The organism is Burkholderia pyrrocinia (assembly GCF_022809715.1).
GTDB lineage: Bacteria > Pseudomonadota > Gammaproteobacteria > Burkholderiales > Burkholderiaceae > Burkholderia > Burkholderia pyrrocinia_C.
Genome location: NZ_CP094459.1, coordinates 2,703,516 through 2,717,848 on the forward strand (window position 1 = coordinate 2,703,516; position 14,333 = coordinate 2,717,848).

The 14,333-nt window shown below is 67.3% G+C and carries 11 protein-coding genes; 7 read left to right on the top strand and 4 right to left on the bottom strand.

Annotated elements, in window-relative coordinates; genetic code table 11:
- Positions 1-34 precede the first annotated feature (34 nt).
- The 6 genes from MRS60_RS12535 (at position 35) to MRS60_RS12560 (ending at position 7,640) form a co-directional block, all read left to right on the top strand.
- Positions 35-943 (top strand): DMT family transporter, encoded by a 909-nt coding sequence (locus MRS60_RS12535; RefSeq protein ID WP_034184796.1) that lies wholly within the window; start codon positions 35-37, stop codon positions 941-943.
- A 152-nt stretch (positions 944-1,095) separates the two neighbouring features.
- Positions 1,096-2,277, top strand: a complete 1,182-nt coding sequence (locus tag MRS60_RS12540) for a PLP-dependent aminotransferase family protein (RefSeq protein ID WP_034184795.1) — start codon at positions 1,096-1,098, stop codon at positions 2,275-2,277.
- A gap of 44 nt (positions 2,278-2,321) precedes the next feature.
- Complete coding sequence (locus MRS60_RS12545) at positions 2,322-2,780, top strand: RidA family protein (RefSeq protein ID WP_006478174.1); 459 nt, start codon at positions 2,322-2,324, stop codon at positions 2,778-2,780.
- A gap of 13 nt (positions 2,781-2,793) precedes the next feature.
- Complete coding sequence (locus MRS60_RS12550) at positions 2,794-3,675, top strand: PhzF family phenazine biosynthesis protein (RefSeq protein ID WP_175749742.1); 882 nt, start codon at positions 2,794-2,796, stop codon at positions 3,673-3,675.
- A gap of 217 nt (positions 3,676-3,892) precedes the next feature.
- Positions 3,893-6,232 carry a bifunctional diguanylate cyclase/phosphodiesterase gene (locus MRS60_RS12555; protein WP_034184793.1) on the top strand — a complete coding sequence of 780 codons (2,340 nt, stop codon included), beginning with the start codon at positions 3,893-3,895 and terminating at the stop codon, positions 6,230-6,232.
- A gap of 202 nt (positions 6,233-6,434) precedes the next feature.
- Positions 6,435-7,640: a chromate transporter gene (locus MRS60_RS12560; protein ID WP_081938627.1), complete on the top strand. Its 1,206-nt coding sequence runs from the start codon at positions 6,435-6,437 to the stop codon at positions 7,638-7,640.
- Positions 7,641-7,697: 57 nt separating this feature from the next.
- Here MRS60_RS12560 and MRS60_RS12565 read toward each other — a convergent pair whose 3' ends face one another.
- Positions 7,698-8,144 carry a multidrug/biocide efflux PACE transporter gene (locus tag MRS60_RS12565; protein WP_217591076.1) on the bottom strand — a complete coding sequence of 149 codons (447 nt, stop codon included), beginning with the start codon at positions 8,142-8,144 and terminating at the stop codon, positions 7,698-7,700.
- 112 nt (positions 8,145-8,256) lie between these two features.
- Here MRS60_RS12565 and MRS60_RS12570 point away from each other — a divergent pair, with 112 nt between their 5' ends.
- Positions 8,257-9,141 (top strand): LysR family transcriptional regulator, encoded by an 885-nt coding sequence (locus MRS60_RS12570; RefSeq protein ID WP_034184790.1) that lies wholly within the window; start codon positions 8,257-8,259, stop codon positions 9,139-9,141.
- 48 nt (positions 9,142-9,189) lie between these two features.
- On the opposite strand, the gene MRS60_RS12575 is transcribed toward MRS60_RS12570, so the two are convergent.
- The 3 genes from MRS60_RS12575 to parE form a co-directional block, all read right to left on the bottom strand.
- The gene (locus MRS60_RS12575) at positions 9,190-9,648 is read right to left on the bottom strand and encodes a CopD family protein (protein WP_034184789.1); all 459 of its coding nucleotides are present in this window, start codon (positions 9,646-9,648) and stop codon (positions 9,190-9,192) included.
- Between the two features lie 255 nt (positions 9,649-9,903).
- Complete coding sequence (gene parC, locus MRS60_RS12580; RefSeq protein WP_034184788.1) at positions 9,904-12,225, bottom strand: DNA topoisomerase IV subunit A; 2,322 nt, start codon at positions 12,223-12,225, stop codon at positions 9,904-9,906.
- 66 nt (positions 12,226-12,291) lie between these two features.
- Positions 12,292-14,274, bottom strand: a complete 1,983-nt coding sequence (gene parE, locus MRS60_RS12585) for a DNA topoisomerase IV subunit B (RefSeq protein WP_034184787.1) — start codon at positions 14,272-14,274, stop codon at positions 12,292-12,294.
- Positions 14,275-14,333: the final 59 nt, after the last annotated feature.

Consider the following 14,333-nt stretch of genomic DNA (forward strand, 5'->3'; position numbering starts at 1 on the left):
TACAACCACCCTTCAATTCGGAGACACCTTCGACATGAATTCGCGCGAAACCCGGGGCATGCTGCTCGGCCTGATCGGCGTGATGATCTTCAGCCTGACGCTGCCGATGACGCGCATCGTCGTGTCCGAACTCAATCCGCTGCTCAACGGGCTCGGCCGCGCGCTCGCCGCCGCCGTGCCGGCCGGCCTGCTGCTGTGGTGGCGCCGCGAGCCGCTGCCGACCCGCGCGCAGCTGAAAAGCCTCGCGATCACGTCGGCCGGCGTGATCATCGCGTATCCGGTGTTCTCGGCATGGGCGATGAAATCCGTGCCGGCCTCGCACGGCGCGGTCGTCAACGGGCTGCAGCCGCTGTTCGTCGCGCTGTATGCGGCATGGCTGTCGCACGAGCGGCCGTCGAAGGCGTTCTGGGCCAGCGCGGTGGCCGGCAGCGCGCTCGTGATCGCGTTCGCGCTGCGCGACGGCGGCGGCACCGTGCAGGCCGGCGACGCGCTGATGCTCGTCGCGGTCGGCATCGGCGCGCTCGGCTATGCGGAAGGCGCGCGCCTCGCTCGCCAGATCGGCGGCTGGCAGGTGATCTGCTGGGCGCTCGTCGTATCCGCGCCGTTCCTCGTGCTGCCGGTCGGCTGGCTCGCGTGGCTGCAGCATGCCGCGCATCCGGGCCCGCTCGCGCTGCGCACGTGGCTCGCGTTCGGCTACGTGACCCTTTTTTCGCAGTTCATCGGCTTCTTCGCGTGGTACGCGGGGCTCGCGATGGGCGGCATCGCGCGCGTCGGCCAGGTGCAGCTGCTGCAGATTTTCTTCACGATTGCATTTTCCGCGCTGCTGTTCGGCGAAACGGTCACGCCGTCGACGTGGCTGTTCGCGGCCGCCGTGATCGCCACCGTGGTGCTCGGGCGCCGCTCGGCGGTCGCCACCGCCGCGCAACCGGCTCGCGCCGGCTGAACAGGTGCGCCATAATGGCTGTTTTGCCTGATCGGTTTTGCCCACCCGGCCGCGAAGGCTCGACCGCGCTCGCGCATGCCTACCCGGCAGCGTCGAAGCGATCCGCCCGAACGACCTTTCTTGACTGACCACGATATCCGAACGAGGAGACTATGAATCCGAGCGACCTGCATCCGCCGCACTGGCAGCTTTCCGAACGCGCCCGCAAGCTGACGAGCTCTGCGATCCGCGAGATCCTGAAGGTCACGGAACGCCCCGAGGTCATCTCGTTCGCCGGCGGCCTGCCCGCCCCCGCGACGTTCCCGGCCGAGCGCATGCGCGCCGCCGCCGACCGCGTGCTGCGCGACGCGCCGGCCGCCGCGCTCCAGTACAGCGCGACCGAAGGCTACCTGCCGCTGCGCGAGTGGATCGCCGAGCGCTACAGCGTGCGCGTGTCGCAGGTGCTGATCACGACCGGCTCGCAGCAGGCGCTCGACCTGCTCGGCAAGGCACTCATCGATCCGGGCAGCCCGATCCTCGTCGAAACGCCGACCTACCTCGGCGCGCTGCAGTCGTTCTCGCTGTACGAGCCGCGCTACGTGCAGGTGCCGACCGACGAGCAGGGCCTGCTGCCGGAAGGCCTCACGCCCGAGCTCACGCAAGGCGCGCGCCTCCTGTACGCGCAGCCGAACTTCCAGAACCCGACCGGCCGACGCCTGCCCGTCGAGCGCCGCCGCGCGCTCGCCGCGTTCGCGCAGTCGAGCCCGTTCCCGGTGCTGGAAGACGATCCGTACGGCGCGCTGAACTACCGCGGCGAACCGCTGCCGACGATGCTGTCGATGGCGCCCGACCACGTCGTGCACCTCGGCACGTTCTCGAAGGTGCTCGCACCGGGCCTGCGGATCGGCTACATCATTGCCCCCGAGGAACTCCACTTCAAGCTGGTGCAGGCCAAGCAGGCCACCGACCTGCACACGCCGACGCTGACCCAGCGCATCGCGCACGAAGTGATCAAGGACGGCTTCCTCGACGAGCACATCCCGACGATCCGCGAGCTGTACAGCGCGCAATGCGACGCGATGCTCGGCGCGCTCGCGCGCCACATGCCGGAAGGCGTCACGTGGAACCGCCCGGAAGGCGGGATGTTCATCTGGGTGAACCTGCCCGCGCAGATCGACAGCATGAAGCTGCTCGCCGCGGCGGTCGACAATCACGTCGCCTTCGTGCCGGGCGCGCCGTTCTTCGCGGACGACGCGCAGCAGAACACGCTGCGCCTGTCGTTCGTCACGGTGCCGCCCGAGAAGATCGAGGAAGGCGTGGCTCGCCTCGGCAAGCTGCTGCGCGAGCGCCTCTGATCCCACCCTTTTCCTGTCACGACTCTCTACGAGGAATCGAACGCATGGCTAACGTCTACGACAAACTGAAGTCGCTCGGCATCGAGCTCCCGACCGCCGGCGCACCGGCCGCCGCCTACGTGATGAGCGCGCAAAGCGGCAACACGGTCTACCTGTCGGGCCACATCGCGAAGAAGGACGGCAAGGTCTGGGCCGGCAAGCTCGGCGCGGATCTGCAGACGGAAGACGGCAAGGCGGCCGCACGCTCGATCGCGATCGACCTGCTCGCGACGCTGCACGCGCACACCGGCGACCTGAACAAGGTCACGCGCATCGTCAAGCTGATGAGCCTCGTCAACTCGACGCTCGACTTCACCGAACAGCACGTCGTGACGAACGGTGCGTCGGAACTGATCGCGGAAGTGTTCGGCGATGCGGGCAAGCACGCACGCTCGGCCTTCGGCGTCGCGCAGATCCCGCTCGGCGCGTGCGTCGAGATCGAGCTGATCGCCGAAGTCGCGTAACGGGCGGATCGCGATGCCCGGTCATCTGGTCCGCTTCAAGCAGGTCGACGTGTTCACGTCGGTGCCGTTCAAGGGCAACCCGCTCGCCGTGGTGTTCGACGCCGATTCGCTCGGCGACGACGACATGCTCGCGATCGCCCGCTGGACCAACCTGTCGGAAACGACGTTCGTCTGCACGCCGACCGATCCGGAAGCCGACTACCGCGTGCGGATCTTCACGCCGGGCGGCGAACTGCCGTTCGCCGGCCACCCGACGCTCGGCACCGCGCACGCGTTCCTCGAAAGCGGCGCGCGGCCGCGCACGCCGGGCCGGCTGATCCAGCAGTGCGGGGTCGGCCGGGTCGCGCTGCGCGAGCAGGCCGACGGCTGGGCGTTCGCCGCGCCGCCGGCACGCGTCACGCCGCTCGACCGTTCGGACTACGCGGCGCTGGCGGCCGCGTTGCGCAGCGACGCGATCGATCCGGATGCCGAAGCGTGCGCGGTCGACAACGGCGCGCCCTGGCTCGTCGTGCGGCTGACGTCGGCCGACGCATGCATCGGCCTGTCGCCCGATCCGGCCGCGCTGGAGGCGATCACGCACCGCTACGGCACGCACGGCCTCGCGGTCTATGCGCCGCACGCCGACGGCGGCCCCGCCACGTTCGAAATCCGCTGCCTGATGACGGGCGGCGGCTTCGGCGTCGGCGAGGACCCCGTCACCGGCAGCGCCAACGCCGCGCTGGCCGGGCTGCTGACGCGGCAGGAACGCCGTCCCGGCACGTCCTACACGGCCCGCCAGGGCACGGCGATCGGCCGCGACGGCCGCATCTTCGTCAGCTACGACGAGGACGGCACGACGTGGATCGGCGGCCACGTCGTCACGGTCGTCGACGGCACGTTCCGGTCACCTGACTGACATTTCGCGATGTGCGATGGCGCCGGCCCGTCCGGCGCCCCTCCGATTCGCCCAACTATCGCAAAAACGTTCCAGCCAGTAATATCGGGCCTAATCCGTTGTTTCGGAGGTCTGTCCATGGTTGCGCATCCCGCGGACGAACAGACGCCGGAGCGACCCCAACCATAGCCGGCCATCCCGACGGATGGCGCACGCGAGCAGGACGCCACCCTCTTCGATGAGCTCCGCCCGGTCCAACCCTACGCCGCCGACCCGGCCGCTGCGCGCGCCGCGCAAATCGCGCCGGCGCGCGCTATTCGCGATCCCGCTGCTCGGGATGCTGGCGCTTGCGCTGCTGTGGGCCGTGATCGTCGCGCGTCTGTCGGTCGAGAAGGACAGCGCGTACAAGGAAGCGGCGGCGTCCGCGGCGATCCTGTCCTCCGCGCTCGAGCAGCATACGGTCAAGGCGATCCACCAGGTCGACCAGATCACCCGCTTCGTGAAGTTCGAGTTCGAGAAGTCGCCCGCGCGCTTCAATCTCGCGAGCACCGTCGAGAAAGGCGTCGTGCCGAGCGACACGCTGATCCAGGTGTCGCTCGTCAACGCGAAGGGCATCCTGTTCGCGAACACCGCCGAGATCCATCCGCAGCCGATCAACCTGTCCGATCGCGAGCACTTCAAGGTCCACCTCGCGCACAACGACGACCGCCTCTATATCAGCAAGCCCGTGCTCGGTCGCGTGTCGAGCCACTGGACGCTGCAGATGACGCGGCGCCTGAACAACCCGGACGGCAGCTTCGCGGGCATCGTCGTCGTGTCGGAAGACCCGAGCTATTTCACGAACGACTTCTACAACAACGCGGCGATCGGCAAGGAAGGCGTGATCGCGGTCGTGTCCGACACGGGCGGCGTGCTCGCGCGGCGCACGGGCTCGCTCAGCAACGCGCCGGGCGCGTTTTCCGCATCGGGCGTCTACCCGATCGCCGAGCGCGTGACGGGCACGATCATCGACCCGATCGACGGCGTGACGCGCATCGTGTCGTACCGCCACCTCGACGGCTACCCGCTCGCGGTGATGGTCGGGCTGTCGCAGACCGAGGAATTCGCGGATTACTACCACACGCGCAACGTCTACCTGCTGATGACGAGCTTCATCACGCTCGCGATGCTCGCGTTCTTCGGCGTCGCGACGGGCCTGATCGGCAAGCTGCTCGGCCGCGAGCGCGAGATGACGCAGCTCGCGGAATTCGACCTGCTCACCGGCCTCGCGAACCGCTATGCGACGCTGCGCGGGCTGCGCAACGACGTGTCGATGCCGACGAGCCTGTCGCGGCTCGGCCTGCTGTTCATCGATCTCGACAACTTCAAGACCGTCAACGACACGCTCGGCCACAACGCCGGCGACATCGTGCTGCAGATGACCGCGTCGCGCCTGTCCGATGCGGTCGGCGACGAAGGCTCGCTCGCGCGAATCGGCGGCGACGAGTTCGTCGTCGTGATGAAGGGCGACGACGTCGAGCGGCGCGCGGTGCGGCTCGCGGAAGCGATCATCCGGATGTTCGGCGAACCGTTCGACGTGCGCGGCAGTTCGTTCGTGCTGCATGCGAGCATCGGCATCGCGCTGCACTCCGTCGCGAACGAGAGCGAGATCGACCTGCTGAAGAAGGCCGACCTCGCGATGTACAGCGCGAAGGACGCCGGCAAGAACTGCTACCAGTTCTATGCGCCGCACCTGTCGCACCGTGCCGACCACCTGATGCGCTGGGAACAGCAATTGCGCGTCGCGCTCGCCGAGGGGCAGCTGTTCCTCGCGTACCAGCCGAAGATCGACCTCACGCACCGCTACATCACCGGCTTCGAGGCGCTCGCGCGCTGGGACCACCCCGAGCACGGGATCATTTCCGCGAACGAATTCATTTCGATCGCCGAATCGACGGGCCTGATCGTGCCGATCGGCGACTTCGTGATCCGCACCGCGTGCGAGCAGATCGCGCGCTGGCGCGACGAGGGCCACGACACGCTGACGCTCGCGGTCAACATCTCGCCCGTGCAGTTCTGGCGCGGCGACCTGATCGAGACGATCTCGAGCACGCTGCAGGAAACCGGCATCGACGCGAACCGGCTCGAACTCGAGATCACCGAAACCGCGATGATGGAATATCCGGAACTCGTGTCCGAGAAGATCGTCGCGCTGAAGAAGCTCGGCATCCGGATCGCACTCGACGATTTCGGCACCGGCTATTCGTCGCTGTCGTACCTGCACCGCTTCTCCGTCGACACGCTGAAGGTCGACCGCTCGTTCGTGCAGGCGATCCCGAACGATCGCAGCGTGTGCGTGATGGTGTCGTCGATCGTGCATCTCGCGCGCTCGCTCGGCCTGACCGTCGTCGTCGAAGGCACGGAAACCGAGGAGCAGATCACGTGGCTGTCCGCGCTCGGCGAGATCGAGGCGCAGGGCTTCCTGTTCTCTCGCCCGGTGCCGGCCGACGCGATTCCCGCGCTGATCGCGCGCTTCGGCGTGCGCGGCGACCATCCGAACGTCATCGCACATCGCGCGACCGGCAGCACGGGCGCCTGAGCGCACCGCGGCCCGGCTGCGGCACACGTTGCGCGCTGCCGCAATTATTTCGTTTTCCAATCTGATTGTTTAGTTCATTAACTAGCGTTTTCGCGCATGGCGGTGTCACGATGTGCGGCGGACAATTGGGAGGGCCAACGTATCGGCGGGCCGCCGGCACGCTCACACGCGCGAGATCCGGCCCTGCGCCAACACCACAATCATGACAACCGTCGAAGTCGAAGCGACCGCTCGTGTCGAAGAGGCACAGGCATCCCTATGGACCTTGTTCAAGGTCGTCGCCGGCATTTCGGCGATCTCGTGGGGCGGGCTTTCGATGATGGCGCAACTCGAACGCCACTACGTGGAACGGCTGCAGCGCATCGAACCGCACGTATTCGGCGATCTCGTCGCGCTCGCGTGGCTCGTGCCGGGCCCCGTCGGCTGCAATGTTGCGGTGCAGGTCGGCCAGACGCTGCACGGCCGCGCCGGCGCATGGGTCGCCGGCATCGCAAGCGTGCTGCCGTTTTCCATCTTGATGACGCTGTTCGCGATCTTCTATCGCACGCCGCTCGTGCGCTCGCTTGCCGCGCCGATGCTGATCAATCACTTCGGGATGGTGCTCGCCGCGCTGATCGGCGTCACGTGGGTCAAGCAGCTGCGCATGCTCGCGCGCACGCGGCTCGAACAGGCGATCGCCGCGCTGTCGACGATTCTGCTCGCTTTCGCGCATAGTCCGGCCGCTTTCGTCGGGATTCTTTTCGCTGCGTTTGCAGCGGGCTGGCTGACCGGGCCGACGCAACGCGACGCGGTCGATTTCACGCTGTCGAGACGCGACCGCAACCTGCTCGTGCTGCTCGGCGTGCTCGTCGCGCTGTTCGCGGTGCCGCTGCCAGGCGATTACCAGGAGCAGCTGCTGTGGCCGCGCCTCGCGGGCGCCGGCATGACGCTGTTCGGCGGCGGCTTTTCCGCACTGCCGGTGCTCAAGACGCTGTTCGTCTCGCCGGCCACCGGCATCTCCGATCACGACTTCACGCTGGCATTCGCGCTGTCGCCCGTGGCGCCGGGGCCGCTGCTGAACGTCGTGCCGTTTCTCGGCTACCTGACCGACGGCTGGGTCGGCGCGCTGCTCGCCACGGCCGCGCTGTTCATTCCGTCGGGTTGCCTCGTCGTGTTTGCGCAGAACCACCTGTCCCGGCTCAAGCGCCATTCGCGCTTCGAGCACGGGATGCGCCTGCTGCGCGCGGCGACGACGGGCTTTCTCATCGTCGCCGTCGTGAAGATCCTGCATCGCGAGCCGGGCGACCCGATTTACTGGCTGACGGGCGCGTTCGCGACGCTGTGCTTCACGCGCCTCAAGGTGCCCGTCTATGCCGTCTACGGCGCGGTCGCGGTTGTCTGCGGCGTGTGGCTGTGGGCCGCGCACTGACGGGCGGCGGCCGTCACTCTAGCGGACTCAACCGGCACTCACCGGCACCAGGCGACTTCAACCCGCCTGCACCGCGACCCGGCGTGCCATCCAGCGGGCGCGCAGCGCGTCGTACGCGAGGTTGAAGCAGAACGTGTACGGCAGGAAGAACAGCACGATGCCGAGGTCGAGCAGCAGCGCCTCGACGAGGCTCACGTTCAGCCACCACGCGGCAACCGGCACCACCATCGCGACGAGGCCGAGCTCGAAGACGACCGCGTGCGCGATCCGCAAGCCGAGCGTGCGCGACAGCCCCGCGCGCCGTTCGAAGCGGTCGAACAGCGTGTTGAAGGTCATGTTCCACGCCATCGCGATCAACGACACCATCACCGTCAGCACGCCGACGTGCGATACCGGCATGTCGAGCAGCCACGCGCCGATCGGCGCGCACAGCGCGATCGCGACCAGCTCGAACGCCAGCGCATGCAGAAACCGTTCCGTCACCGTTTTATTCATCTGTTTCATGATTCCCTCCGATTCGTTACGTCATTCATGTCGGTCATTTTGATCGGCGAAACCGTATGAATCCAGTTTGATATCATCGGTTTTACCGATATAACAAAGTCTGGAGCGCCACATGCGCCACGCCCCCGAAGCCCTGCTCGCATTCGCCGAAGCCGCGCTGCTCGGCTCGTTCACGGCCGCCGCGCGCAAGCTAGGCAAGCGTCAGTCGACCGTGTCTGAGGCGATCGCGAACCTCGAGATCGATCTCGGCGTGCAGTTGTTCGACCGCTCGACGCGCGCACCGACGCTGACCGACGCCGGGCGCGCGCTGCTGCCGCAGGTGCAGCGCACACTCGAGGCCGGCGCGGCGATCGACCGCACGGCCGCGCGGCTCGCACGCGGCGAGGAAGCACGGCTGACGCTCGTCGTGTCCGATACGTACCAGTCGAAGCGCTACGAGGAAACGTTGATGGCGCTCGAACGGCGCTTTCCGGCGCTCGAGCTCGAATGCCAGATCGCCGAGCACGAAGACGTGCTCGACCTGATCCAGCAGGGTCGCGCGCAGCTCGGGCTGATGGCCGCGCGCGCGGCCTACCCGGCCGATATCGGCGCGGCGACGGTGGCGGAGGAATCGGAGATCGGGCTGTTCGTCGGGCGCACGCATGCGCTTGCGGAATACGGCGATACGGAAGTGCCGCACGCGGCGCTGCGCGACGTGCGCGAACTGCGCCTCAACACCTATGTGAAAACGGAGGGCCGCAGCGCCGACGACCGGATCGTGGTCGGCACGCAGCACTGGCTGGCGCCGAGCTACCTGATGCTGCTGGAGATGGCGGTGCTGGGGTTCGGCTGGGCCGAGCTGCCGCGCTGGATGGTCGACCACTTCGCGCGCGATCGCCTGTGCGAACTGCGCGCACGCGGCTGGCCGCGCCGTGTGCGGGTGGATGCGGTATGGTCGCGCAACCGCCCGCTCGGCCCGGCCGGCTCCTGGCTGCTCGACGCGATGCTGGCCGCGTAGCGGCGCATGCCGGCGCGCCCGCGGTTGGCGCCAGCCGGCACCTGAAGATCAGAAGCCGCGCGACAGCACGGCCGCACCGACCGTGACGACACCGAGCACAAGATTGACGACGACGAGCAGGCGCACCGCGTTCACCGCGCGCGCGCCGTCCGGCCAGTTCTGCGCCTGCACCGCGCGGCGGATGCGCGGGAACAGCGCGAAGCGGATATGCCCGAAGATCAGCATCATCACGACGCCGAGCCCGGCCATCGCGTGCAGCGACCACGTCGCGTGCGCGCCGCCGAACTCCATCAGCAGGAAGCCGCCGGACAGCAGGATCACGATCACGGAGCCCGCCACCCAGTTGAAGAAGCGGCCGAACACGCCTTCGATCAGCGGCAACCGGAGCTGCGGCGACAGGTCGGACAATGCCGGACGCAGGCAGAAGTTCGCGAAGACCATCCCGCCCACCCACACGGCAACGGCCAGCAGATGAAGAAACAGCGCGACGGCAACAGCGTGGGACATGGCGGCAATCCTGTGATGGGGTGGGTGCTGCGAACGGCCGCGTCGTACGCGGCATCGAACGTCGTTCGACCGGCCCGTCGCCGCGCGGTTCAGGCCCCACGCGCGATTTCACAATATTTTGCAAGTTCCGCGTGACAGCGCCACGCTTGCTTACCCGAATCACCCGAATCCGCGGTCCCAAAGAAAAGGCCGCACGTCCGCCGAAGCGGAGGTGCGGCCTTCGATCGCGATCGAACCGGACGATCGCGCGCGGCGTCAGCCGAGCAGCGGACGCAGCTCGTTGACGACCTTGAGCTTCGACTCCGGCGCGCGGCCCTTGCGTGCGCGCTTGCCGATATGCGGCGCGAGCCCCGCATACGACAGCGTGTCGTCCTGCGCCTTGCCGCCGCGGCCGGTGCCGATCAGCACGACGCCCGCCGGATCGATCGCGAGCGCCTGCACGAGCGTTTCCTTGTCGTCGAGCGCCATCAGGATCACGCCGCGGCCGCCGCCGGACAGCGTCTTCATCTCGTCCATCCCGAACACGAGCAGGCGGCCGCCGCTCGACAGGCACGCGACCTGCGTCGCGTTCGGCAGCACGGGCATCGGTGCGAGCGGCACCGCGCCCGTATCGATCGTCATGAACGACTTGCCGGCCTTCACGCGGCTCACCATGTCGCCGACCTTCGCGAGGAAGCCGAAGCCGTTGCTCGATGCGAGCAGCAGTTGCTGATCGGCCGGCGCCGCGTAGTAGTGCATCAGATGCGAGCCCGATTCGAGCTCGATCAGCGACGTGACCGGTACGCCGTCACCGCGCCCGCCCGGCAGCACCGATACGTCGACCGAATACACGCGGCCGCTGCTGCCCCATGCGATCAGGCGATCGGGCGTGCGGCACTGGAACGCCGCATACAGATGATCGCCGGCCTTGAACGTGAAGCCGGCCGGGTCGAGCCCGTGGCCCTTCAGCGCACGCACCCAGCCTTTCTGCGACACGACGACCGTCACCGGCTCGTCGACCACCTTCGCCTCGAACGTCGCGCGCTTTTCCTGCTGGATCAGCGTGCGACGGTCGTCGCCGTACTGCTTCGCGTCGGCCTCGATCTCCTTGATCATCAGCCGCTTCATCGCGCTTTCGTTCGCGAGCAGCTCCTCGAGCTTCGCCTTCTCGTCGCGCAGCGCTTCGAGTTCCTTCTCGATCTTGATCTTCTCGAGCCGCGCGAGCTGGCGCAGCCGGATTTCGAGAATGTCCTCGGCCTGCCGCTCGGAGAGGCCGAACGCGCTCATCAGCGCGGCCTTCGGCTCGTCCGACTCGCGGATGATGCGGATCACCTCGTCGATGTTCAGGAAGACGATCATCCGCCCTTCGAGGATATGGATGCGGTCGTCGACCTTCGCGAGACGATGGCGGCAACGACGCGTCATCGTCAGCTGGCGGAACTTCACCCATTCGTCGAGGATCGTCAGCAGGCCCTTCTGGCCCGGCCGGCCGTCGGCGCCGATCATCACGAGGTTCAGCGTCGCGTTCGATTCGAGGCTCGTGTACGCGAGCAGCGTGTTCACGAATTCCGTCTGGTCGATCGTGCGCGACTTCGGCTCGAACACGAGCCGCACCGCCGCTTCCTTGCCCGACTCGTCGCGCACCGCGTCGAGCAGGTCGAGCATCGCCTTCTTCGTGTTGAGCTGTTCGGGCGTCAGCGTCTTCTTGCCGAGCTTGAGCTTCGGGTTGGTCAGTTCCTCGATTTCCTCGAGCACCTTCTGGCCCGACGTGCTCGGCGGCAGCTCGGTGACGACGAGTTGCCACTGGCCGCGCGCGAGATCCTCGATCTTCCAGCGCGCGCGCACCTTCAGGCTGCCGCGGCCCGTTTCGTACGCCGCCGCGATTTCCGTGTCGCTCGAAATGATCTGGCCGCCGCCCGGGAAATCCGGGCCGGGGATCAAATTCATCAGCTCCGCGTGCGAAAGCTTCGGATTGCGGATCAGTGCAACCGCCGCGGCCGCGACTTCGCGCAGGTTGTGCGACGGGATTTCCGTCGCGAGGCCGACCGCGATGCCCGACGCGCCGTTCAGCAGCACGAACGGCATGCGGCTCGGCAGCGTCTTCGGTTCGTCGAACGAGCCGTCGTAGTTCGGCATGAAGTCGACCGTGCCCTGGTCGATCTCGTCGAGCAGCAGCTTCGCGATCGGCGTGAGCCGCGCTTCGGTGTAACGCATTGCCGCCGCGCCGTCGCCGTCGCGCGAGCCGAAGTTGCCCTGCCCGTCGATCAGCGGGTAGCGCAGCGAGAAATCCTGCGCGAGACGTACGAGCGCGTCGTACGCCGACTGGTCGCCGTGCGGATGGTATTTACCGAGCACGTCGCCGACCACGCGCGCCGACTTCACCGGCTTCGCGTCCGGGCCGAGGCCCATTTCGTTCATCGCGAACAGAATCCGGCGCTGCACCGGCTTCTGGCCGTCGCACACGTCGGGCAGCGCGCGGCTCTTCACGACGCTGACCGCGTAGCTGAGATACGCCTGCTCCGCGTAGTTGCCGAGCGTCAGCGCGTCGCTCTCGGGCGCGTCGGGGCTGGCAAAGAGATCGGAAGTGTTGTCGTCCATCTGAATTCCGTATTCGTAAGTGGCGTGAGGCCGGGCCGGGCGTCATGCCCGGCCGCGCGCGGGGCTTTAGATGTCCGCTTCGACGTCGTTGCCCTTTTCCTCGAGCCAGCCGCGCCGCGCGGCTGCCTCGCCCTTGCCCATCAGCATCGTCATCCGCGCGACGGTCGCGTCGAAGTCGAGCTCGCCGAGCTTGATCGGCATCAGGCGGCGCGTGTCGGGGTTCATCGTCGTGTCCCAAAGCTGCTCGGCGCTCATTTCACCGAGACCCTTGAAGCGGCTGATGCTCCACTGCGTCTCGCGCGCGCCGTCCTTGCGCAGCTTGTCGAGGATCGCTTCCAGCTCGCCGTCGTCAAGCGCATACAGCTTCTGCGCGGGCTTCTTGCCGCGTGCGGGCGCATCGACGCGGAACAGCGGCGGCCGCGCGACATACACGTGGCCGCGCTCGATCAGTTGCGGGAAATGCTTGAAGAACAGCGTGAGCAGCAGCACCTGGATGTGCGAGCCGTCGACGTCCGCGTCCGACAGGATGCAGATCTTGCCGTAGCGCAGATTCGACAGGTCGATGGTGTCGTCCGGGCTGTGCGGATCGACGCCGATCGCAACCGAGATGTCGTGCACTTCGTTGTTCGCGAACAGGCGGTCGCGCTCGGTTTCCCAGGTATTCAGCACCTTGCCGCGCAGCGGCAGGATCGCCTGGTACTCCTTGTCGCGGCCCATCTTCGCGGAGCCGCCCGCCGAATCGCCCTCGACGAGGAACAGCTCGTTGCGCTCGATATCCTCGGTCTCGCAGTCGGTCAGCTTGCCGGGCAGCACCGCGACGCCCGAGCTCTTGCGCTTCTCGACCTTCTGGCCCGCGCGCGTGCGCGCCTGCGCCTGCTTGATCACGAGTTCGGCAAGCTTCTTGCCGTGCTCGACGTGCTGGTTCAGCCACAGTTCGAGCGCGGGACGCGAGAACGACGACACGAGCTTCACCGCGTCGCGGCTGTTCAGGCGTTCCTTGATCTGCCCCTGGAACTGCGGATCGAGCACCTTCGCGGACAGCACGAACGACACACGCGCGAACACGTCTTCGGCGAGCAGCTTCACGCCCTTCGGCTGCAGGTTGTGCAGCTCGACGAAGCTCTTCACCGCCTGATAGAGACCGTCGCGCAGCCCCGATTCGTGGGTGCCGCCTGCCGGCGTCGGGATCAGGTTCACGTACGACTCGCGCACGAGCGAGCCCTCCTCGCTCCATGCGACGACCCACGACGCGCCCTCGCCCTCGGCGAACGTATCGTCGCCCGAACGCGAATCGGCGAAACGCTCGCCTTCGAACAGCGGGATCAGCAGCTCGCTGCCGTTCATCTCGTCGAGCAGGTAGCCGCGCAGGCCGTCCTCGTACTTCCAGGTCTGGCGCTCGCCGGTTTTCTCGTTGACGAGCACGACCTCGACGCCCGGCAGCAGCACGGCCTTCGAGCGCAGCAGGCGCTGCAGTTCGCCGAGCGGCAGGTTCGGCGAATCGAAGTATTTCGGGTTCGGCCACACCTGCACGCGCGTGCCGGACTTCTTCTCGCCGCGGCCCGCACCCTGCGTCGCCAGCGGCTTCACGACGTCGCCGTCGGCGAAGCCGAGCTCGGCAATCTTGCCGTCGCGCCAGACCGTTACGTCGAGGCGCGTCGCGAGCGCATTCGTTACCGACACGCCGACGCCGTGCAAGCCGCCCGAGAACGTATAAGCGCCGCCCGCGGCCTTGTCGAACTTGCCGCCCGCATGCAGGCGCGTGAACACGATCTCGACGACCGGCACGCCTTCTTCGGGGTGCATGCCGAACGGGATGCCGCGGCCGTCGTCCTCGACCGATACCGACTGGTCGGTGTGCAGCGTGACCGTGATCTGCTTGCCGTAGCCGCCGAGTGCCTCGTCGGACGCGTTGTCGATGACTTCCTGGATGATGTGCAGCGGATTCTCGGTACGGGTATACATGCCGGGCCGCTGCTTGACCGGCTCGAGACCCTTGAGCACCTTGATCGATGCTTCGCTATAGGCCGCGCTGGGTTTCTTCGTTGACATAGGCGCTGAATTTCGTCATTCATCGGGACGTTGTCCACACCTCGTGTGGATAACGTCGT

What these genes read in the sequence shown, in the direction of transcription:
- MRS60_RS12535 (WP_034184796.1), top strand. Translation starts at nt 35, where the DNA reads ATGAATTCGCGCGAAACCCGGGGCATGCTGCTCGGCCTGATCGGCGTG.
- MRS60_RS12540 (WP_034184795.1), top strand. Translation starts at nt 1,096, where the DNA reads ATGAATCCGAGCGACCTGCATCCGCCGCACTGGCAGCTTTCCGAACGC.
- MRS60_RS12545 (WP_006478174.1), top strand. Translation starts at nt 2,322, where the DNA reads ATGGCTAACGTCTACGACAAACTGAAGTCGCTCGGCATCGAGCTCCCG.
- MRS60_RS12575 (WP_034184789.1), bottom strand. Translation starts at nt 9,648, where the DNA reads ATGTCCCACGCTGTTGCCGTCGCGCTGTTTCTTCATCTGCTGGCCGTT.
- MRS60_RS12550 (WP_175749742.1), top strand. Translation starts at nt 2,794, where the DNA reads ATGCCCGGTCATCTGGTCCGCTTCAAGCAGGTCGACGTGTTCACGTCG.
- parC (WP_034184788.1), bottom strand. Translation starts at nt 12,225, where the DNA reads ATGGACGACAACACTTCCGATCTCTTTGCCAGCCCCGACGCGCCCGAG.
- MRS60_RS12565 (WP_217591076.1), bottom strand. Translation starts at nt 8,144, where the DNA reads ATGAAACAGATGAATAAAACGGTGACGGAACGGTTTCTGCATGCGCTG.
- MRS60_RS12570 (WP_034184790.1), top strand. Translation starts at nt 8,257, where the DNA reads ATGCGCCACGCCCCCGAAGCCCTGCTCGCATTCGCCGAAGCCGCGCTG.
- parE (WP_034184787.1), bottom strand. Translation starts at nt 14,274, where the DNA reads ATGTCAACGAAGAAACCCAGCGCGGCCTATAGCGAAGCATCGATCAAG.
- MRS60_RS12555 (WP_034184793.1), top strand. Translation starts at nt 3,893, where the DNA reads ATGAGCTCCGCCCGGTCCAACCCTACGCCGCCGACCCGGCCGCTGCGC.
- MRS60_RS12560 (WP_081938627.1), top strand. Translation starts at nt 6,435, where the DNA reads ATGACAACCGTCGAAGTCGAAGCGACCGCTCGTGTCGAAGAGGCACAG.